This is a genomic window from Bacillus sp. EB106-07-01-XG149 (genome assembly GCF_058791555.1).
Genome location: NZ_JBYTDP010000009.1, coordinates 42153 through 64329, shown reverse-complemented (window position 1 = coordinate 64329; position 22177 = coordinate 42153). Strand labels below are relative to the sequence as shown.

The 22177-nt window shown below is 36.0% G+C and carries 20 protein-coding genes and 1 riboswitch; of the genes, 16 read left to right on the top strand and 4 right to left on the bottom strand.

Annotated elements, in window-relative coordinates:
- Nucleotides 1-37: 37 nt before the first annotated feature.
- From AC3WTA_RS25280 to AC3WTA_RS25245, 8 genes are all read left to right on the top strand, one after another.
- Nucleotides 38-1444, top strand: a complete 1407-nt coding sequence (locus AC3WTA_RS25280; RefSeq protein WP_000947789.1) for an O-antigen ligase family protein — start codon at nt 38-40, stop codon at nt 1442-1444.
- Nucleotides 1445-1521: 77 nt separating this feature from the next.
- Nucleotides 1522-2622, top strand: coding sequence for a glycosyltransferase family 4 protein (locus AC3WTA_RS25275; protein ID WP_000865941.1), 1101 nt, complete (start codon nt 1522-1524; stop codon nt 2620-2622).
- Between the two features lie 15 nt (nt 2623-2637).
- Nucleotides 2638-3378, top strand: a complete 741-nt coding sequence (locus tag AC3WTA_RS25270) for a WecB/TagA/CpsF family glycosyltransferase (protein WP_000453366.1) — start codon at nt 2638-2640, stop codon at nt 3376-3378.
- A 291-nt stretch (nt 3379-3669) separates the two neighbouring features.
- Complete coding sequence (locus AC3WTA_RS25265; protein ID WP_000521098.1) at nt 3670-4869, top strand: MFS transporter; 1200 nt, start codon at nt 3670-3672, stop codon at nt 4867-4869.
- A gap of 226 nt (nt 4870-5095) precedes the next feature.
- Complete coding sequence (locus tag AC3WTA_RS25260) at nt 5096-5812, top strand: LytR/AlgR family response regulator transcription factor (protein WP_000698270.1); 717 nt, start codon at nt 5096-5098, stop codon at nt 5810-5812.
- Nucleotides 5813-5933: 121 nt separating this feature from the next.
- Entirely contained in the window at nt 5934-8012 is a 2079-nt protein-coding gene (cstA, locus tag AC3WTA_RS25255) for a carbon starvation protein CstA (protein ID WP_088107529.1), read from the top strand.
- Entirely contained in the window at nt 8005-8208 is a 204-nt protein-coding gene (locus AC3WTA_RS25250; RefSeq protein WP_000919815.1) for a YbdD/YjiX family protein, read from the top strand. The genes cstA and AC3WTA_RS25250 overlap by 8 nt, the downstream gene beginning before the upstream one ends.
- A gap of 146 nt (nt 8209-8354) precedes the next feature.
- Nucleotides 8355-9401, top strand: coding sequence for a GGDEF domain-containing protein (locus AC3WTA_RS25245; RefSeq protein WP_492333070.1), 1047 nt, complete (start codon nt 8355-8357; stop codon nt 9399-9401).
- Between the two features lie 81 nt (nt 9402-9482).
- Here the strand turns inward: AC3WTA_RS25245 and pdxK are convergent, their stop codons facing one another.
- Nucleotides 9483-10307, bottom strand: a complete 825-nt coding sequence (gene pdxK / locus AC3WTA_RS25240) for a pyridoxine/pyridoxal/pyridoxamine kinase (protein ID WP_000174241.1) — start codon at nt 10305-10307, stop codon at nt 9483-9485.
- A 134-nt stretch (nt 10308-10441) separates the two neighbouring features.
- Here pdxK and AC3WTA_RS25235 point away from each other — a divergent pair, with 134 nt between their 5' ends.
- The 3 genes from AC3WTA_RS25235 (at nt 10442) to AC3WTA_RS25225 (ending at nt 13498) form a co-directional block, all read left to right on the top strand.
- Entirely contained in the window at nt 10442-12013 is a 1572-nt protein-coding gene (locus tag AC3WTA_RS25235) for a GAF domain-containing sensor histidine kinase (protein ID WP_000485086.1), read from the top strand.
- 20 nt (nt 12014-12033) lie between these two features.
- Nucleotides 12034-12681 carry a response regulator gene (locus AC3WTA_RS25230; RefSeq protein WP_000695794.1) on the top strand — a complete coding sequence of 216 codons (648 nt, stop codon included), beginning with the start codon at nt 12034-12036 and terminating at the stop codon, nt 12679-12681.
- Between the two features lie 190 nt (nt 12682-12871).
- A complete protein-coding gene (locus AC3WTA_RS25225) occupies nt 12872-13498 on the top strand; it encodes an FMN-dependent NADH-azoreductase (protein WP_000246730.1) in 627 nt (208 codons plus the stop codon).
- A 62-nt stretch (nt 13499-13560) separates the two neighbouring features.
- On the opposite strand, the gene AC3WTA_RS25220 is transcribed toward AC3WTA_RS25225, so the two are convergent.
- Nucleotides 13561-14232, bottom strand: a complete 672-nt coding sequence (locus tag AC3WTA_RS25220) for a transcriptional regulator YeiL (RefSeq protein ID WP_000868707.1) — start codon at nt 14230-14232, stop codon at nt 13561-13563.
- Nucleotides 14233-14338: 106 nt separating this feature from the next.
- Between AC3WTA_RS25220 and AC3WTA_RS25215 the strand changes: the two genes are divergently transcribed.
- Entirely contained in the window at nt 14339-15034 is a 696-nt protein-coding gene (locus AC3WTA_RS25215; RefSeq protein WP_000760181.1) for a YjjG family noncanonical pyrimidine nucleotidase, read from the top strand.
- A 40-nt stretch (nt 15035-15074) separates the two neighbouring features.
- Here AC3WTA_RS25215 and AC3WTA_RS25210 read toward each other — a convergent pair whose 3' ends face one another.
- Nucleotides 15075-16307, bottom strand: a complete 1233-nt coding sequence (locus AC3WTA_RS25210) for a chloride channel protein (RefSeq protein ID WP_000185594.1) — start codon at nt 16305-16307, stop codon at nt 15075-15077.
- Between the two features lie 314 nt (nt 16308-16621).
- Nucleotides 16622-16726: riboswitch (SAM riboswitch) on the top strand.
- 93 nt (nt 16727-16819) lie between these two features.
- Here AC3WTA_RS25210 and AC3WTA_RS25205 point away from each other — a divergent pair.
- The 3 genes from AC3WTA_RS25205 to AC3WTA_RS25195 all read left to right on the top strand — a co-directional run bounded on the left by AC3WTA_RS25205 (nt 16820) and on the right by AC3WTA_RS25195 (nt 20444).
- Nucleotides 16820-18118 carry a bifunctional O-acetylhomoserine aminocarboxypropyltransferase/cysteine synthase gene (locus AC3WTA_RS25205; protein ID WP_000504750.1) on the top strand — a complete coding sequence of 433 codons (1299 nt, stop codon included), beginning with the start codon at nt 16820-16822 and terminating at the stop codon, nt 18116-18118.
- Complete coding sequence (gene metA / locus AC3WTA_RS25200) at nt 18102-19007, top strand: homoserine O-acetyltransferase MetA (RefSeq protein WP_001121546.1); 906 nt, start codon at nt 18102-18104, stop codon at nt 19005-19007. Before AC3WTA_RS25205 ends, metA begins: the two co-directional genes overlap by 17 nt.
- A gap of 141 nt (nt 19008-19148) precedes the next feature.
- The gene (locus AC3WTA_RS25195; protein ID WP_000659071.1) at nt 19149-20444 is read left to right on the top strand and encodes a homoserine dehydrogenase; all 1296 of its coding nucleotides are present in this window, start codon (nt 19149-19151) and stop codon (nt 20442-20444) included.
- Between the two features lie 30 nt (nt 20445-20474).
- Here the strand turns inward: AC3WTA_RS25195 and AC3WTA_RS25190 are convergent, their stop codons facing one another.
- Nucleotides 20475-21101 (bottom strand): YczE/YyaS/YitT family protein, encoded by a 627-nt coding sequence (locus tag AC3WTA_RS25190; RefSeq protein WP_000943426.1) that lies wholly within the window; start codon nt 21099-21101, stop codon nt 20475-20477.
- A gap of 97 nt (nt 21102-21198) precedes the next feature.
- On the opposite strand from AC3WTA_RS25190, the gene AC3WTA_RS25185 reads away from it, so the two are divergent.
- Nucleotides 21199-22176 carry a LacI family DNA-binding transcriptional regulator gene (locus tag AC3WTA_RS25185; RefSeq protein ID WP_000181999.1) on the top strand — a complete coding sequence of 326 codons (978 nt, stop codon included), beginning with the start codon at nt 21199-21201 and terminating at the stop codon, nt 22174-22176.
- Nucleotide 22177: the final 1 nt, after the last annotated feature.

Below are 22177 nucleotides of genomic sequence, written 5' to 3'. Positions count from 1 at the left end.
ATAGATTGAAATTAGGTAATAGTTATGGAGGTTCTAGATGTTAAGCGAAAATAGTAAAAGTAATAAATTTGAAAATTTCCTATTAATCTTTATTTTGTTGCAACCAATTTTAGATTTGCTCACAGCATTCTGTATAATGGTTTTAAAAATTGATACGACCATTGGAGTTATTACACGCTTATTCGTTATGTTCCTAAGCGGGATATATATTTTAATTCAAACGAAGAAACAAGGAAATATAAAATATATATTGTATATAATTTTAGTAGGAATAGTCTTCACCATCGGATTGGTAAATAACAAGCTTACAAAAGATCCTATGGTACTTTCAGAGGAAATTAAGTTTATAGCAAAAGCATTATATCCGTTTGTTATGCTTACTTGTTATGTGTTTGTATTTAAGTCTTTAAAAGAGAAAAGCCGTTCAAATTCAAAAATGCGTGACTATATTACGTATGCGTCGCTAATTATAGGAGTAGTGATGGTAGCTTCGATTACTACTGGAACAGATTATAATAGTTATGAATGGGTAAAGTTAGGATCACGCGGTTGGTTTTATGCAGGTAACGAGCTAGGATCTATTTTAGCCATCATGTGTCCAATTGTTATTTTGTATTCAATCGAAAAAACAAAAAGTATAGGTAAAGCGTACTATTGGATTCCTTCAATTTTAGTTGTTTATTCACTATTTGCAATTGGGACAAAGGTTGGCGTAGGAGCAATCTTTGGATCAATGGCTATCGCAGTTGTTATGTGCTTTATTCAAGCATTTACACAGCGTAAAGATGGAAAGAAACATGCCTATTTATTGAATGGTTTTCTTGCAATAACTGTATTTGTAGGCATATTGGCATATACACCTTTTTCACCGTTTATGAAAAATATGGGATTCCATTTCCAATTAATTGAACAAGAACAGAGTGTGAAAAAGGAAGAGAAAAAGAAGGAGGAAGCTAAAGAGCACAAACCTCCTGTGACAGAGCAAGAAAAAGAGAAAGAAAAAGCAAAAGAAAAAGTAGCGGAGAAGAAAGAAGAAACGCAAGCTCTTATTTTTAGTGGGCGTCAATTATTTGAACAGATGTATAAAGATTTCTATAATGAAGCCCCAATGTCTCAAAAATTATTAGGAATGGGTTATGCTGGTAACTATAAAGAACAGCCGAAATTAATTGAACGTGACTTCCACGATTGGTTCTATTCTTTCGGAATCATAGGGTTTATTTTACTTGTAATTCCATTCTTATACTTTGGTATTAAATTTATTGCATGTATATTTACTAAATTTAAACAAATATTCACAGTGAAATATGCAATGATGATTGCAGCAATACTTCTCGGATTAGGTATCTCATTCATGGCTGGTCATATTTTAATTGCACCTGGAGTGAGTTTCTACTTAGTATTAATCATGGCATATTTAATAGTTGACTTGGAAATTGAATGATAGAAAAATAAAAGCTAGCATATGTTAGCTTTTATTTTGTTATAGTAAATAAAAAGAAAAAATGGGGGATGTAAGAAATGAAAGTGTTGCATATGAATGCTGGTGCAGAAGAAGGTGGGGGGAAAACACATATTATTTCACTTTTATCTCAATTTTCAAAGGAAGAAGTGGAATTAATGGTATTTGAAGAAGGTGCGATTGCTAGAGAGGCGAGAAACCTTGGTATTCAAGTGCATGTTTTTACCCAATCATCTCGGTACGACCTATCAATTCTTTCAAAAATAAAAGCATTTATTAATGAAAATCAATTTGACATTGTGCATACACATGGCGCACGAGCAAATTTCTATCTCTCCCTCTTGAAAAAAGGTATAAAAGCGAAATGGATAATGACTGTCCACAGTGATCCAACTTTGGATTTTATGAAGAGGGGATTAAAAGGATGGGTATTTACGAAGTTAAATTTACGTTCTTTCAGGAAGGTAGATTTATTCTTTGCAATTACGGAAAACTTTAAGAGAAACATAATAAAACTAGGTGTACCAGAAGAGAAGATTTGTACGGTTTATAATGGAATTGAGTATGATAAGACTCCAGCAAAACCTTATGATAAGAGTGAATTTGGCATCGATGAAGGAGTATTTACAGCCGTTCAAGTAGCACGTCTTCATCCTGTTAAAGGTCATGATATTTTATTTGAAGCGTTACAAAAAATTAAAATTCAAAATATAAAGGTGCTCTTGCTTGGGGATGGACCTATAGAAGCAGAATTAAAAGAGATGGTGAAACAAAAGGGCTTAGAGGATAAGGTGATGTTTCTAGGTTTTCGTACAGATTCCAAAGAATTATATGCATCTGCACACATTAATTTGTTAACCTCTTATAGCGAAAGCTTTCCTCTTGTTTTATTAGAAGCGGCTAATCAGCGCTTAACATCTATTGCAACAAATGTAGGTGATATGAGAAAGTTAATAGTTGATGATACGTATGGATGGGTTGTACCAATTGGTGATGCAGACTCATTAGCAAACGCGTTAGAAAATGCTTATGAAAAATGGTTGAATGGTGAATTAGAAGCGATGGGAAATCGTTTATATAATCATGCATCTACTCATTTCTCGCTAAAAAATTTGTATGAAGATACTTATAATGCATATAAAAAACTTTTACTGAAATAGAGAGGATAGTTAATCATGGAAGTAAAAACGGTTGATATTCTAGGTGTTCCTTTTTCTACAATGACAATGGATGAAACAATCCAATATTTGAAGGGACAACTAGAATTGGAGCGAACTCATACTTTTCAGGTAGTAACAGCAAATCCTGAAATTGTTATGTGTGCAAAAAAGGATGAAGCATTCCATAAAACATTATTAAATACAGATTTAATTACACCTGATGGTATTGGAGTTGTAAAAGCAAGTGGTATGTTAGGTACACCTGTAAAGGAACGTGTAGCAGGTTTTGATTTAATGTGTAATCTATTTGCAAAGCTATCAGAGGAGAATAAACCGGTATCTGTTTTCTTACTTGGTGCAAAACCGCATGTTGTACAAGCTGCAGCAAATCATTTAACGAAGACATATTCAGCTGTATCTATTGTGGGTACACAAGATGGGTACTTTAAACAAGAAGAAGAAGAGAGTATCGTTTCTCGTATTCAGGAAGCAAAACCAGATTTATTACTTGTCGCGCTTGGGTTCCCAAGACAAGAGAACTTTATCCAAACTAATAAGCATCGTTTAGAAACGAAGATGGCTGTTGGAGTGGGCGGAAGTCTAGATGTATGGGCTGGAGAGGTAAAACGTGCACCAAAATGGATTCAAGCGATTAACTTAGAGTGGTTTTATAGATTGTGTAGTAATCCAACGCGCTGGCGTCGTCAGTTAGTATTAGCGGAATTTTTAAAAGAAGTCATGCGTTCGAAAAAGTAGCGGAATATCGCTACTTTTTTATTTGGTCATTTTTAATAAAGTGAGGCTTTGCTCATCCATCACTGATGGTTAACCCTCACCAATCGGACGTTTAACAGCAGTTGATTTTCCATCTAACCTCTTTGCTTCAGCTAAATTTGGAGGTGGGAGTCTTACTGCCCTCAAATAGTGGGATAAGTATTTTACTTTTTGGGAATGATGAAGGAGAATTTTTTACACGAAAGTATTTTACTTATGCAATTCACACATGTAAAATTATGTGTAAAGACAGCTGTGTAAGGAGGACTTCTTGTGGGCAAGGTGAAGGAAATTTCGAAGCGAAAGCTACTTGGTATAGCAGGGCTTGGATGGTTATTTGATGCAATGGATGTTGGAATGCTTTCATTTGTAATGGTAGCATTGCAAAAAGATTGGGGATTAAGTACGCAAGAAATGGGCTGGATAGGCAGCATTAATTCAATTGGTATGGCAGTCGGAGCGCTCGTTTTTGGAATACTATCAGATAAAATAGGGCGGAAATCAGTCTTTATTATTACATTATTACTATTTTCTATCGGTAGTGGTTTAACTGCTTTAACGACGACACTTGCGATGTTCCTTGTGTTACGATTTTTAATTGGTATGGGGCTTGGCGGAGAGCTTCCAGTTGCTTCTACATTAGTATCAGAGAGTGTTGAAGCACATGAACGTGGCAAAATAGTTGTCCTATTAGAAAGCTTTTGGGCAGGTGGATGGCTAATTGCAGCTCTTATCTCGTATTTTGTTATTCCGAAATATGGTTGGGAAGTTGCAATGGTATTGAGTGCGGTTCCGGCGCTATATGCTTTATATTTAAGATGGAATTTACCGGATTCCCCAAGATTTCAAAAGGCTGAAAAAAGACCATCTGTTATCGAAAATGTAAAGTTGGTTTGGTCTGGTGAATATCGTAAGGCAACAATTATGTTATGGATTCTATGGTTTTCTGTTGTCTTTTCTTACTATGGGATGTTCCTTTGGTTACCTAGTGTAATGGTATTAAAAGGATTTAGTTTAATAAAAAGTTTCCAGTACGTACTTATTATGACGTTAGCTCAATTGCCAGGATATTTCACGGCTGCTTGGTTTATTGAACGACTTGGTCGTAAGTTCGTTTTAGTTACGTATTTAATCGGTACAGCATGTAGTGCTTACTTGTTTGGAGTGGCGGAGTCATTAACCGTATTAATCGTGGCAGGCATGTTACTATCCTTCTTTAATTTAGGTGCTTGGGGTGCATTATACGCTTATACACCGGAACAGTATCCAACGGTTATTCGTGGTACAGGTGCAGGGATGGCAGCAGCATTCGGTCGTATTGGTGGTATTCTTGGGCCGCTATTAGTAGGATATTTAGTTGCTTCACAGGCTTCACTATCACTAATATTTACGATTTTCTGTGGATCAATTTTAATTGGCGTAGTTGCTGTAATTGTACTTGGGCAAGAAACGAAGCAACGAGAATTAGTATAAGGTGAAACTTTAATCGGTGAGGGATTTATCCCCACTGATTATTAGCCAGCACCAATTGTGTTACTTCCTACAAATAATGGAATAAAAGGTCAGGGGGAACCGTTGTGGTTTCCTTTTTTCTGTTTTTTTAGATAAATAATGGTATAGTAAGAAAAAGGGAATGTTTCTTATAAAAGCGAATGTATACAACAAGACATATGGACAAACGAATTAGGTGGTTGAAGAAATGAAAATTTTACTGATCATGGAAGAAGCAGAAGAGCGAAGAAGTTTAGCTGAAAAATTTACTGAAAATATAAGGAATGTAGAATGTTTTGAAGCGAATACGGGAACAGAATCATTATTTATCATGAAAAAACATACACCAGATTTTGTTTTCTTGAATTCAAAATTATTAGATGGAACTGGTTTTGAATATGCGAGTTTATTACGGGAAGTAAATTGTTATACGAAATTGATTTTTATGGGTGAAGATATAGAAGAGTCGATTATGGCATTTCGTTTTCAAGCATTCTATTATTTACTACGCCCATTTCGTGAGGAAGATTTGCAATTCCTTTTATATAGAATGTGTAAAGAGCAAGGCGAGAAAGCAAAGAGTTATTTGCGGAAGCTACCGATAGAAGGTCAAGAGGGAATTCGATATATTTTCCCTGAAGATATTGTATATGTAAGCAAAAATAAGGAAAACAAAACGGTTTCAATTTATACAACAAATAATCATTATATTTCAACATATACACTTCAGGAGCTGGAAAATAAGCTAAATGTATATGATTTTTTACGTGTGCATAAAAGTTATTTAATTAATATGTCATATGTACAAGAACTAAAACCTTATTATAATGGCACATATAATCTGTATTTAGATAAATATGATGAGCAACCGATTCCAGTTAGTCGTAATTATGTGAAACGACTTCGAAATAAGATTGAATTATAGTAGGTAATGCGAATTTTTTAACATGATAAACTAAAAATCCTTCATGATAAGGAGGATTCAAATTAAATATTCAGAAAATTTAGTACAATCCCACTAAGCAATAGTATTGGGGGGATTGTATGTGAAAACATTGAATTCGATTTTACTATGGGGAGTTATTGCAGCAGTAGGCGCAGGTGCTTTTGGTGTAATAGCTTTATCACAAGGTGAAACTATTAATGCCGTGTGGCTCTTAGTAGCTGCGGTATGTGTGTATGCAGTTGCTTACCGCTTTTATAGTAGATTTATAGCGAGAAAGGTATTTGGTTTAGATAATAATCGGCAAACACCAGCCCATACATTAAACGATGGAAAAGATTATGTTCCGACAAATAAGTGGGTATTATTTGGGCACCATTTTGCAGCAATTGCTGGGGCAGGCCCTTTAGTAGGACCGATTTTGGCAGCGCAAATGGGATATTTACCAGGGACAATATGGATTATTGTTGGGGTAGTTGTCGCTGGAGCTGTACAAGATTTTGTAATTTTATTTGCTTCGATGAGACGGAATGGTAAATCTTTAGGAGAAATGATTAAAGATGAGATAGGTCCTGTTACAGGGCTTATTGCAATGATAGGCATTTTAGGCATTATGATTATTTTATTAGCGGTATTAGCATTAGTGGTAGTAAAGGCGCTTGTCGGAAGTCCTTGGGGAATGTTTACAATAGCAGCAACGATTCCTATTGCTATTTTAATGGGAGTGTACATGCGCTACATTAGGCCTGGCCGGGTTGGTGAAGGGTCAGTAATCGGAATTATTCTACTTATACTGTCTCTTATTGGAGGACAGTATGTAGCAGAGCATCCAACGCTTGCAAGCATGTTCACGTTTAGCGGTGAAACGATTGCTATTATGCTTATTGTATATGGATTTATCGCATCGGCCTTACCAGTTTGGATGCTTTTAGCACCACGTGATTATTTAAGCACATTTTTAAAAGTCGGAACAATTGTTGGATTAGCAATCGGTATTTTAATTGTAGCACCAGATTTACAAATGCCAGCAGTTTCGAAATTTATCGATGGAACAGGTCCTGTTTTCTCTGGAAACTTATTCCCATTCTTATTTATTACAATTGCTTGTGGTGCGGTGTCTGGATTCCATGCTCTCGTTTCATCAGGTACGACACCAAAGATGATTGAACAAGAGGGACACGCACAGCCAATCGGTTATGGGGCAATGTTAATGGAATCATTTGTAGCCGCGATGGCGATGATTGCAGCTTGTGTATTAACACCAGGGACTTATTTTGCGATTAATAGTCCCGCAGCGCTTATCGGTACGGATGTCTCGCAGGCAGCTCAAGTTATTTCCTCATGGGGATTTGCTATTACACCAAATGAACTAAAAGATCTCGCTGTAAACGTTGGAGAGCAAACAATTTTATCACGCACAGGTGGTGCACCAACGTTAGCAATAGGTATGGCGTATATTTTCTCACAAGTAATAGGTGGAACAGCCATGATGGCCTTTTGGTATCATTTTGCAATCCTCTTTGAAGCTCTATTCATTTTAACAACAATTGATGCTGGAACGCGTGTAGGCCGATTTATGATTCAAGATATTTTAGGACATGTATATAAGCCATTTGGGAAAACGGATTCTACATTAGCGAATGTAATAGCTACAACGTTATGCGTATTAGGATGGGGTTATTTCTTATACCAAGGGGTAGTTGATCCGCTTGGTGGAATTAATACATTATGGCCACTTTTCGGTATTGCAAATCAAATGTTAGCAGGTATTGCATTATTACTTGGAACGACAATTTTGTTCAAAATGGGGAAAAAGGCATATGTTTGGGTGACACTTATTCCAACTGTTGGATTGCTTATTGTAACGATGACGGCGGGTTATCAAAAGCTATTTCATGAAAACCCTAAAATAGGATTTCTATCTCATGCAAAGGTGTTTCAGGGAGCATTAGATGAGGGAAAAGTGTTAGCGCCAGCTAAAAATGTCGCTCAAATGAAACAAATTATTTTCAATGATTATATTGATGCAGCGCTTTGCGGGATTTTTATGATAGTTGTAATCGCTGTATTAATTTCTGCAATTCGAATTTGGATTCAAGTATTAAGAAATAGGCCGATGCCGCTAAAAGAGGCGCCATATATTTCTAGAGATGAAAGTGAGTCGAGGAACTATTATGCTTAAACGACTACAGAAAGTATGGGGACAAAGAAAACACTTTATTAGTTTACTGGTTGGGGTACCAAGTTATGAAACATATGTAGAGCATATGAAAAAGCATCATCCAGAAGAAGAGGTTGTATGTCAAAAACAATTTTTTGCAGAAGCGCAAGAAGCTAGGTTTAATGCAAAGGGTGGAAAGATATCACGGTGTTGTTAATAAAAAGGGCGACTTTTCGTCCTTTTTTATTTTTTGCTGTTTCACGTGGAACAGCAAAAAATAAATAAAAAGCTTTGGGAATTATAGGTATCTCGTATACAATAAAATAAGGAAAGGGATAGATAGAAAAGTTGGGAGATTATTTTATGTTAAGGGATTTATTTGTAAACACAACCATTATTCTTTCCTTTATTTTTGTTGGAGGTCAGCTTTTAAGAGAGAGGCCGTTAAAAGAAGGGTTCTCTTTTTGGCAGAAATGTGTAGTAGGTATTCTTACTGGAATATTAGGTATATTACTAATGTATTTCGGTGTTCATGTTGGTACCATCCTATTGGATTTGCGCTACTTAGCTGTTATAATTGGAGGCCCGATAGCGAGTACTATAGCTGTTAGTATGATTTTAGTAACTAGGTTATTATTTATGGATTATTCATTAGCTTCTCAAGTAGCTTTTTATACAATTATTGCGATAGGAGTAGGTAGTATCTTTATTTCGCGTCTAAATCTTTCTCTAGGAGAAAAGTGGGCATGGTTACATACATATATTTTATCTATTCTAATCCCCTCACTATATATATGGTTAATTAAAGATATTAACATAGTAGGATTATATTTAATTTCTAGTATTATTACAGGCTACATAACATTCATAAGTGCAAATTACGTTTTACAATCCAATGAGTTATTCCAAACGATGAAGCAATACGCAACGGTAGACGCATTGACAGGTTTAGGAAACGTAAGACAGTTTGATTTAGAGATGAATCGTCATATTGGTAATAAGCGCATGAAAAATGATTCACTTTGTTTACTACTTATAGATATTGATCATTTTAAGTGTGTAAATGATACGTATGGGCATCCTGCGGGAGATGAAGTATTAAAACAAATGGGGCATATTTTACGAGAAGTTTCAACGTTTCCAGATTTGGCTTTTCGAAAGGGTGGGGAAGAGTTCGCGCTTTTGATACCGCAGAAAGGATTAGCTTATGGAATGCGTATGGGGGAACAAGTTCGCACGGCTGTTGAAAACCATTCATTTCAATTGCTAAATGGAACAAAAATAAAAATTACAGTTTCAGTAGGAATTTCAGTGTATGAAGAATCACCAGAGCGATTTATTCAAGCTGCTGATGATGCATTATATTACTCCAAAAGAAATGGTAGAAATCAGGTTAGTTCTGCATCTTAAAGATAAGATGACCAGAAGAGCTTATAAAAAACACCCACAGAGAGGTAATATATAAACTCTGTGGGTGTTTTCATTTATATATTAGACAAGTTCTTTTGATGCAACGAATTTACGATATGCACCGTGATGTGTTGGGCCTACGTATTCGTTGATCTTGAATGAATAACGGATAGCAGCTGTGATAAATTCTTTAGCAGTTTTTACTGCTTCTTTCACAGTTTTTCCTTTTGCAAGTTCTGCTGTAATTGCAGCAGAATATGTGCAACCTGCGCCGTGTGTATTTGTCGTATCAATTTTTTCTGATTCTAGAAGATCGAATGTTTTTCCATCATATAGGACGTCGATTGCAGTTTCCGTACCAAGCTTGCTACCGCCTTTAATTAGGACGTATTTCGCACCTAAAGCGTGGATTTTTTTTGCTGCTTCTTTCATGTCTTCAAGAGAATTAATCTTTACGCCACTTAATTGGTAAGCTTCAAATAAGTTTGGTGTTACAACTAATGCTTTTGGAACAAGAACGTCACGTAAGCAGTCGTTCGTTTCAGGATGTAATGCTTCATCAGCACCTTTACATACCATAACAGGGTCAACTACTACATTTTTGAAATTATGTTTTTCGATTGTTTCAGCAACCATTTCAATAATTTCTACTGATCCAAGCATACCTGTTTTTAAAGCATCTACTCCAACACCGTCAATTGTCGTTTCTAATTGTGGTTTTAATGTAGAAGCTGGGATTGGGAATACGTTATGTGCCCAACCGTTATGTGGATCCATCGTTACGATTGTCGTAAGAGATGTCATTCCGTATACACCAAGTTCTTGGAATGTTTTTAAATCTGCTTGTATACCAGCACCGCCACTTGTGTCAGAACCAGCGATAGTAAGTGCTTTATTTAATGTCATTATGAAATCCCCCTCAAGTGATATAATGAAAACTATGTTTTCACCATTATATCAATGTTACGAATAAGTACAAAGTGAAAAGTAGATGATTTACTTTAGGGGCGATTTAAAATCTTGTATGTAGGAGACGAATTATGTTTCAAGAGAATCGTACAAATGAATTAGTTATATTAAAAGAGATTGCAGAGACGTTGAACACCTCAAATGATACATATCATGTGCTGCAAGCTGTGTTGGAAAAACTGTTGAATGTAACAGGTTTAACAACAGGATGGATATTTCTGGCAGATGAAAATGGTAGATATACAAAATTAATTGATTATCAATTACCAGAGGGATTAAGATTTGAAAATAAACGACCGATGTGTGAGGGGAATTGTTGGTGTTTACACCGATTTGTGGAAGGGAAACTAGAGAAAGCCGTTAATATTATTGAATGTAAGAGAATTAATAATGCGATTGAATATAACTGGGGAGATACAGAAGGGATTGTGCATCATGCGACAGTGCCGCTAAAAGCGGGGGGAGATGAATTTGGCGTATTAAATGTGGCTAGTCCAGGTAAAACACATTTTTCTGAAGAAGAGTTAGTGCTATTACAATCAGTTGCTTTCCAAATTGGAACAGCATTAAAACGTACAAAATTGTATGAAAATGAAAAGAGAAGGGCTCATTATTATGTAAAGTTAGACCGCTTTATTCAAGCTTTAAGGACGATTCATAAATTTAATGCATTGCCTGAGGAGATTGTAAAGCAAATAGGGAAGTTATTTTTATGGGAGCAAGTTGTATTCTTTATTAGAGAAGAAAATGAACTTGCTGTAAGGGCCTCATATAAGATAGATGAGCTACAAGAGGATTTGAAGTCAGCGGCACAGGAAGCTCTGAAAAAAGAAGAGCCTGTTTTGTTAAAGAGTCAGGTTGGGAATATCGTACATCCTAATCGTGCAGTTATTGCCATTCCCATACATATTCAAGATCATATATTTGGCGTACTAAGTGTAAGTTCGAATAATGGAGAATTTGATATAAATACGATAGATGTAGTACAGGCGTTAGCCAATCATATATCGTTAATGATAGAGAACTTAAGGTTAAATGAAAAGCGCCGAGAACTTGTACGAATGGAAGAACGTAATCGTTTAGCTAGAGATTTGCATGATTCTGTTTCACAAAAGTTGTTTTCATTAACTTTTATGACGAAAGGTGCCGAAGCCGTCTTAAAGGGGAAAAACGAAAAGGTAGATCAGTCTTTGCATGAGATACGTGAGTTATCGCAAGGTGCTTTAAAAGAAATGAGGACGTTAATTTGGCAACTACGTCCAGCGGGATTAGAGAAAGGACTATTACCAGCTTTAAAACAATATGGTGAAAGTTTGGGATTGAAAATTCGGGAACAAGTTACAGGTGTTCGTGATTTGCCGCGCGTAGTAGAGGAAGCGCTATGGCGAATTGGACAAGAAGCTTTAAATAACGTAAGTAAACATGCGAATGTCAGGGAAGCGGCGATTTATTTCAAAGTGACGGAGAAGAATGTATCATTAGAAATAGTCGATCAAGGAAACGGCTTTGTAGAAAAGGATGTAAAAGAGAAGAAATCACTCGGTATGACTACGATGCGCGAAAGAGTAGAATTAGTCGGTGGAACAATTAAAATTGTAAGTGATAAGAAAAGAACAAGTGTAAAAGTAAACGTACCATTATGATGTGAAAATGAGGGAAGTTTGTGAAAATAAAAGTATTGTTAGTTGATGATCATACAGTCGTTTTAAAAGGATTAGCATTTTTCTTAAGTACACAGGAAGATTTAGCGTTAGTTGGAGAAGCAAATAATGGGAAAGAAGCGTTAGTGAAAGTAGGGGAGACGAATCCTGATGTTGTATTAATGGATTTATATATGCCCGAAATGGATGGTGTCGAGGCGACGGCGTGCATCAAAAAAGAATATCCAAATGTGAAAGTAATTGTATTAACTAGCTTCTCTGATCAGGCGCATGTTTTACCAGCGTTAAGGGCGGGGGCAAGTGGGTATATTTTAAAAGATGTAGAACCGGATCAGCTTGTTGAAGCTATTCGAAGCGCATATAAAGGTAATATTCAATTACATCCGGATATAGCAAATACTCTTCTCTCTCAAACATTACCTGTGGAAGAAAAGGAAGAAGAACCTTCTATTCAAGTGGATGTGCTAACGGCGAGAGAAAATGAAGTGTTGCAGCTATTAGCGAAAGGGATGAGTAATAAAGAGATCGCTTCTGTTTTAGTTATTACAGAAAAAACGGTAAAAGCTCATGTAAGTAGTATTTTGAGTAAGTTGAATTTATCTGATCGCACGCAAGCAGCATTATATGCAGTGAAAAATGGAATTGTATAAGACAAAAGTCGTAAGACCTAGTTCGCCTTTAGAAGGTGGACTTTTTTTATAGAAAAATACGTCTATGTGAGGACGAAATTGTCTTGATATAAAGATAAAATATGTTTGTAAGCAACAAAACAACAATTACAAGGGATACCTTTTTTGAAAGCATATAACAACAGAAGAGTGAGTACTAGGAGGAAAAACAATGGCAACAGTTTTATTTGTAAAAGCAAACAACCGCCCAGCGGAACAAGCAGTTAGTGTGAAATTATACGAGGCATTTTTAGCAAACTATAAAGAAGCACATCCAAATGATACAGTAGTAGAACTTGATTTATATAAAGAAGAATTACCATATGTAGGCGTAGATATGATTAATGGTACATTCAAAGCAAGTAAAGGATTTGATTTAACTGAAGAGGAAGCAAAAGCAGTAGCAGTTGCTGATAAGTATTTAAATCAATTTTTAGAAGCTGATAAAGTCGTTTTCGGTTTCCCATTATGGAACTTAACGATTCCAGCAGTGCTACACACATATATTGATTATTTAAACCGAGCTGGCAAAACGTTTAAATATACGCCAGAAGGTCCAGTTGGTCTAATTGGAGATAAGAAGATTGCATTATTAAACGCGCGCGGCGGCGTATATTCTGAAGGTCCAGCAGCTGAAGTAGAAATGGCTGTTAAATATGTAGCAAGCATGATGGGCTTCTTCGGTGCAACAAATATGGAAACAGTAGTTATTGAAGGACATAACCAATTCCCAGATAAAGCAGAAGAGATCATTACAGCTGGTCTTGAAGAAGCAGCTAAAGTAGCAAGCAAATTTTAATTAAAAATAGAATCGTCACTCAAAAAAAGTAGCATTAACATATAAACGTTAATGCTACTTTTTTATATTTTAAGTTCATCAGCCAGTTTTTCTAAGTGAATTCGATCTTGTATGTAATAGGTTCTTCCGTCTTTTGTTAAGTAATTTTGCTGGCAAAACTGGTTTAATACATATAAAAGATGACGGTAGCTGACATTTAAGTATTCCGAAGCCTCGGTATGTTTTTCTGTATAACTGTTATTTTGTTCTGTTAATAGAATAAACGCCGCTAATCGATTTTCGAACGGATAGCTATTGTTTTTGGCGTAACTTTCTGTTCGGCTAATTGTTTTTTCGCCGATAAATTTGCATAGTTTCTGTAGAAATATAGCATCTTGCAACAAAAGATGCTGACAATCTTTAAGAGGAAGCGCTAAGCACATACATTCTTCAATCACTTCCACTGTTTTCGTAACGGATTCTACACCAATTAATCCTAATTCTCCAATGAACGAAGGTGCTTGAATAAAGTTAATTAAGGAGACCTTCCCGTTTTTGTGACTCATATATATTTTCGCTTTCCCGGAAATTAAGTAATAAAGATAAGGAACATCAACGCCTTCATTACATATCCTTTCTTTCTTTTGAAAGGAATGTAGTTCAGCGTAAGGTAAGACATCAAAAGAAAAAAAAGTATGGAAGTTGTAAGTTTGCATGTAATGAGAGATTTCGTCGCTATTTTTGCTGACTTTCATATTTTCACCTCATGTTTAGTATGAGATATCTCCTATTATTTTTACAAGAAGGAATGATACGATTTACGTAAATTTATTTTTGTAGAAAAGAGTGTGTGAAGGGCTTATGAAAAAATATAAAACATTGCTATTTGATGTAGATGATACATTGTTAGATTTTCAAAAGGCGGAGAAAGTGGCGTTACGTATGCTTTTTGAAGAGAAAGGGATTCCTCTAACTAGCGAGGTTGAAGTGCAGTATAAAAAAATTAATAAAAGTCTTTGGGATGCTTTTGAAGAAGGTGAAATCAACCGTGATGAAGTCGTAAATACACGGTTTTCGATTTTGTTTAAAGAATACGGGGAAGAGGTAGATGGGATATTATTCGAAAATAATTATCGTAGCTACTTAGAAGAAGGAGACCAACTTATGCAAGGTGCGTTTGAATTTATAAATCAAATTCAAAGTGAGTACAATTTATATATAGTGACAAACGGTGTTTCTAAGACGCAAGATAAACGTTTACGTAATGCAGGATTACATGCCTTGTTTAAAGATATTTTCGTTTCTGAAGATACAGGATTCCAAAAGCCGATGAAAGAGTATTTTGATTATGTTTTTGAACAAATTCCTAATTTTTCTCCTAAAGAAGGGCTCATTATTGGGGATTCGTTAAGTGCTGATATGAAAGGTGGATATGTAGCGGGAATTGATACTTGTTGGTTTAATCCAGAAAAGAAATCAAATAATAGCGAGATTGTGCCAACATATGAAGTACAAAATTTTGAAGAGTTATACGCGTTATTGAAGCAACGTGTGTAATAAAAATAGGCAGTGGAACTTTTGTCCCTACTGCCTATTTTTATTCGTTTGTAACTTCGTTGTTTTTAGGAAGTGGAAATGCATTACCAATCGCTGCCGCTCCAAGCATTGGTAATAGTAAATTGAGCGGGAAAAACATGAGTAATAGTAATGTTATAGCAATTGGTTTTCTTAATGCATAGCTTGAAATTGCTGTCGTGACGATGGCTACCGAAGCGATTGGATCTATCGGGATAATGGAAGCTATAGCATATCCGATACTAGATCCAGCAAATATAATTGGGAAAATATGTCCACCGCGCCAACCTGTATTTAAACAAACGGCAGTAATACATAATTTTAAAACACCTGAAAGAAGTAGTACCCAGAAGGATAAGTGACTCCATTCAACGACTAAATCTTTTAATTGGTGTTCTCCTGAGAATAACGTGTACGGGAGAAAAGTTCCTGTAATTCCTAATAAAATACCACCGATAATTCCAAGTGATAGTTTGTATTCCCTGAAGGGATGGATTAATTTCTCTAATGTGAATTCAAATTTGAAATAAAAGAAACCAACTATAGCACCAATACTAGCAAGTGGTAGAAAGGCAATCCATTCATTAAGAGAAAGGGAACCTTCCCCAAAATTAACGATAAAGGATCCGCGATTATCGAATTTACTAAGTAATATATAAACGGAAAAGCCAGCGAAAGTGGTAGCTAAATATACAATTGCTTTTTTTCCTTTAGAAAATTCGTTAATTTGCTCACCCTCATTTTCATTTGGAGCTAAATAACCGAATAATGGCGCGTTAAAAATTACACTTAAAGTAGCGCCAATTCCAACCTCTGTTAGTTCATTCATTCCTTTTAAGGCAAATGTAAAGCGATCCCCTACCCATGTACAAAGTCCACCGATAATTCCAACAAGTGCTGCTTCGGGACCTAAGCTAGCTCCAAATATTAAAACGATAATCGCAGTTAAAGTAGCTTTATGTACAAAACGGTATTCAATTCTACCTGTTTTTTTATATTCACCCATCACTTCCGGCATAAGACGTGGATATGTGCCGAAGTATTTTTGGGTTAAACCAACGAGAATACCACCGATAGTTGTTACACAAATAGTGTAATACGGGGGAGAAGAGAAAATAGTAGGTAAGTATCCCCAAATAAAGTGAATGCCGATATTTATTGTAACTAAAAATAGCCAGACTGTAGCTCCTACTATAGAGCCTAAAAGAATGCCGTATAGGACGATTATATAGTGCATGTCCTTTGTGTTTGTCATGTGATACCTCCGTTATGTAAGTTTTAATGTCGAAAGGATTAAATATGCTACTGTGAAAGGAATATGTATAGTATCTTTTTGAGATGTTGGCTTATTCAATATATTGAGGTCTCGTGAGAATTTGAAATGTATACAGTTAAACTACTTACTTAATTTTATATAGTAATCGTGGGTTTTAAAAGGTCTTTTTCGAATGAATATGGAATATATTTCTTTTGTTATGCATGTCAAATTTTTTGTGTTTAATTTAGAACATTCAGAAAAACTGATTGACATTAGGAAATTATTGCTATAAAATCAACGGTAATTGCATAGTCTTATCAAGAAAAGGTGGAGGGACAGGCCCGATGAAACCTTGGCAACAGCCGTATAACGGAATTGTGCCAAATCCTGCAGGTAATAATCCTGAAAGATAAGAAAGAGCCTTTAGAGCGTGTTTTCAAACTGCTCCTTTCTTGTTTTCAGGAAAGGAGCAGTTTTTTTATTTTGTATAAAAGAAAGGAGAATGAGAGATGGGAGAATCATGGGGAAAAGGAACAATTTGTGTGCAAGGTGGCTATACACCAAAGAATGGTGAACCGCGTGTTTTGCCACTTTATCAAAGTACAACGTATAAATACGATACTTCAGATGATTTAGCAGCGCTATTTAATTTAGAGGCAGAAGGATATATATATACGCGTATTGGAAATCCTACTTTAGCTGCATTTGAGCAAAAGTTAGCGGATTTAGAGGGTGGTGTAGGAGCTGTTGCAACGGCTTCTGGGCAGGCTGCTATTATGCTTGCTGTTTTAAATATTTGTAGTAGCGGAGACCACTTGCTTTGTTCTTCCACAGTTTATGGCGGAACGTTTAATTTATTTGGAGTGAGTTTGCGTAAGCTTGGTATTGACGTTACGTTCTTTAATCCGAATTTAAGTGCTGATGAAATTGTGGCCCTTGCTAATGATAAGACGAAACTTGTTTATGCAGAATCGTTAGGAAATCCAGCGATGAACGTTTTAAATTTCAAAGAATTTTCAGATGCAGCGAAAGAGTTGGAAGTACCTTTTATTGTGGATAATACATTAGCAACTCCTTATTTATGCCAAGCATTTGAGCACGGAGCAAATATTATCGTTCATTCTACGACGAAATATATCGATGGTCATGCAAGTTCTTTAGGCGGCATTGTCATTGACGGAGGGAACTTCGATTGGACAAATGGGAAATATCCTGAACTTGTTGAACCGGATCCAAGTTATCACGGCGTAAGTTACGTTCAAAATTTTGGTGCAGCAGCTTATATTGTGAAGGCGCGTGTTCAATTATTAAGAGACTACGGAAACTGTATGAGCCCATTCAATGCGTATATTAGCAATATCGGCTTAGAAACGCTGCATTTAAGAATGGAGCGTCATAGTGAAAATGCTCTCGCAGTTGCTAAGTGGCTTGCTAACCATGAACGTATTGAATGGGTGAATTATCCGGGATTAGATAGCAATGAAAATTACTCGTTAGCACAAACGTATTTGAAAAAAGGTGCTAGTGGTGTTTTAACATTCGGCATTAAGGGCGGATTAGAAGCAGCGAAAGAATTTATCGCAAATGTAAAACTAGCAACTCTCGTAACGCATGTAGCGGATGCACGAACTTGCGTTATACATCCTGCTAGCACAACGCATAGACAATTAAGTGCTGAAGATCAGCGTCTAGCTGGCGTTACATCAGATTTAATTCGTTTATCGGTTGGTATAGAAGATGTTTCTGATATTATTGCAGATTTAGAAGCAGCGCTAGTCGGAGGCAAAGAACATGCCGATCATAATTGATAAAGATTTACCAGCTCGCAAAGTGTTGCAGAAGGAAAATATTTTTGTAATGACGAAGGAGCGAGCAGAAACACAAGATATCCGGGCATTGAAAATTGCTATCTTAAATTTAATGCCTACAAAGCAAGAAACAGAAGCGCAATTACTTCGTTTAATTGGCAACACACCGTTGCAATTAGATGTTCACTTACTTCATATGGAATCACATTTGTCTCGCAATGTAGCGCAGGACCATTTAACGAGTTTCTATAAAACATTTCGTGATATTGAGAATGAGAAATTTGATGGACTTATTATTACAGGAGCACCAGTTGAAACTCTTTCTTTTGAAGAGGTAGATTATTGGGAAGAGCTTAAACGTATTATGGAGTATTCAAAAAAGAATGTAACATCTACGCTTCATATTTGCTGGGGGGCACAGGCTGGCTTGTATCATCATTATGGTGTTCCAAAGTATCCTCTTAAGGAAAAAATGTTCGGTGTATTTGAACATGAAGTCTGTGAGCAACATGTGAAATTGTTACAAGGGTTTGATGAATTGTTTTTTGCCCCGCATTCTCGTCATACAGAAGTACGAGAGAGTGATATTAGAGAGGTGACAGACTTAACATTATTAGCAAATTCTGAGGAAGCGGGTGTTCACCTTGTCATTGGGCAAGAAGGAAGGCAAGTGTTTGCGCTCGGGCATAGTGAATATAGTTGTGATACGTTAAAGCAAGAATACGAACGGGACCGCCAAAAAGGGTTAAATATTGATGTGCCGAAAAATTATTTTAAGCATAATAATCCAAATGAGAAGCCACTTGTAAGGTGGAGAAGCCATGGGAATCTATTATTCTCTAATTGGCTGAATTATTACGTGTATCAAGAAACCCCTTATGTATTATAAAAAAAGATTGTGTAACACGTGGCAACGTTTTCTTTGTAAAGATTAACTTATATTTTTCCGAATTTTCAAAAAACATTGTTTTTCAGATTTTTTACTCATATAATTTCATCTAAACACAATTTTTGAGGGGTGGACAGGATTATGAAAGAAATTCAAATTGGTTTATTAGGTCTTGGGACAGTTGGTAGCGGTGTAGTTCGTATCATTACAGATCATCAAGAGCGACTTATCCACCAAGTAGGTTGTCCTGTAAAAGTAACGAAAGTACTAGTACAAAATATTGAAAAAGAGAGAGAAGTAGAGGTACCTTCTACTCTATTAACACAAGATGCAAATGAAATTTTAGATAATCCAAATATTGACGTTGTCATCGAAGTGATGGGTGGCATTGATGATGCAAAAGCATATATTTTGCAAGCCTTACAGAGCGGGAAGCATGTTGTGACTGCCAATAAAGATTTAATGGCGTTACATGGGGCGGAACTGTTAGCGGTAGCAAAAGATAATAAAGCAGATTTATTTTATGAAGCAAGTGTAGCTGGAGGGATTCCGATTTTACGAAGTATCGTAGAAGGACTTTCTTCAGATCTTATTACGAAAGTAATGGGAATTGTAAATGGAACGACAAATTTTATTTTGACGAAAATGTCAGATGAAGGGAGAGCATATAACGACGTGTTAAAAGAAGCCCAACAACTTGGATTTGCAGAAGCAGATCCAACATCAGATGTGGAAGGTTTAGATGCAGCGAGAAAAATGACGATTTTGGCTACCCTTGGTTTTTCTACAAATGTAGAGCTTGGAGATGTGAAGGTAAAAGGGATTACTTCTATTACAGAAGAAGATATTGAATACAGTAAGAGTTTAGGATACACGATTAAATTAATCGGTCTTGCGAAGCGAGATGGTGAAAAATTAGAGGTAACAGTTGAACCGACACTTCTTCCAAATACACATCCTCTTGCGGCCGTGCAAAACGAATATAACGCTGTATATGTGTATGGTGAAGCGGTCGGAGAAACGATGTTTTATGGGCCAGGTGCAGGAAGTTTACCGACAGCAACAGCTGTTGTTTCAGATTTAGTAGCTGTAATGCAAAATATTCGATTAGGTGTAAACGGAAATAGTGCGGTATCCCCGCAGTATAAAAAGGTATTAAAAGAGCCAGACGAAATTGTTGTGAAGAAATTTTTAAGACTTCATGTAAAAGATGAAATTGGTGTATTTGCAAAAATTACTTCATTATTCTCTGAGCGTGGCGTTAGCTTTGAAAAGATTATTCAAATGCCGCTTGAAGAGAAAGGGAAGGCTGAAATTGTAATCGTGACGCATCGTGCGTCTCTTGCTGATTATGATTATATTCTACATACGTTGCAAGGGTATGAAGAAATAGATTGTTTGAAAGCAAACTATCGAATTGAAGGGGATGCTAAGTAGCGTCCCTTATCATAAAACAGAAAGAGCCTGTTAAGCAGCTTGCTTAACAGGCTCTTTTCTATTTAAAATCTTCGTACCAATTTGAATAAATGCTTGGATAATCCAGCCTGTTGTAAAGGATAAGATGATTGTTCCAAAATAGATAGGTCCATCTAATAGGAAGCTTAATGTTAAAAATAAAAACGCTAACGAAATTTCTGTTCTTCTAAATGTCCATTTCTTTTTCTCAGCAACGGTTAAAACGAAAGCTTCTTGAGGTGCTGCGCAAAGGTTTGTAGAGACGTAAAGACCAATCCCAGCTCCAACGAATAGATTTCCGCAAATAAGTGTTATATATTTTGGAAGAGAACGGATAGCGTCCATAATAGTTGGAATGGAACCAATCCAATCAACAAAAAGAGAAATAAGAACCATCGTTACAATTGTACCGATCGTAATTTGTTTTTTATTCCAAAAGAGTACGATAAGGGTAAAAGCAAAGTTAATCATGAAAATCCAAAAACCGATACTTATCCCGAAATTTTGATATAGTGCAATAAAGAAGGAATCATAAGGGCTAAGTCCAAAGGAAGTAATTGTCGTCATCATATTAATACCGATGGCGAGAGTGAGTAGACCGCCAATGAAAAATATATATTCTAATTTGAATCGAAGCATAGTTGTATATCCTTTCAAAATGTATTTGCTAGGAAAGGATATATTGTGGAAAGCTTACCAGGTCAAGGGAGAATTTTTGCGAGAAGGGGAAAATGAGATGACGAATATAAGGAAGATTGCTGAACTTGCTGGAGTATCTGTTTCAACTGTTTCACGTGTGTTGAATAATCATCCATATGTGAATGAACAGAAACGAAAAGAAATTTTAACAATTATAGAAGAATTAAATTATACGCAAAATGTGAATGCAATTCATTTAGTGAAAGGAAAAACGAATGTCATTGGTGTTTTATTACCGCACGTAAATGATCAATATTATAGCGCTATTATCGAGGGAATATCAAAGGAAACAGCAAAGAATAACTATAATATGATGCTTTGTCAGACGAATTATAGTGAGGAAAGAGAATTAGAAATTTTGAATATGTTAAAAATGAAAAAGCTTGATGGGGTTATTATATGTTCCCGAGCAAATAGTAAGGAAAAGCTTGAAGAATATACGAAATTTGGTCCAATTGTTATGTGTGAAGAAATAGACTCGAATTTCATTTCGAGTGTGCATATTGATTACTATAAAGTCTTTTCGCGCGGCATGAAGAGCTTAATAGATGCCGGCCATACAAGTATTGGGTATTGCATTGGAAGAAGTAATAGCATTAATAGTCAGAGAAGAAAACAAGCGTATGAGGATTCGCTTCAACAGATTGCTGTAACACCGATAGAGGCCTGGAAGTTTAAGGGCTGTTTTACAGTGGAAGATGGACGTAATGTAATCAGGGAATGGGTCTGTATGTCAGTGAAACCAACTGCGTTTCTTGTATCTTGCAACCATATTGCAGCGGGAATGGTAACGGAAGCAAAAAAACAAGGAATTCGTATTCCAGAAGATATTACGATTATCGGTTGTGATGATCAAGATGTCGCAGATATTTTAGGCATTACGACGATTTCGTATTGTAGTAAAAATGTTGGCGTGAAGGCATTTGAATTATTATATGAAAAGATTAATGATAAGAAAATAGATGTAAAGCACGTAGAGTTATTGCCAGAACTAGTACATAGGGAAACAACATAAT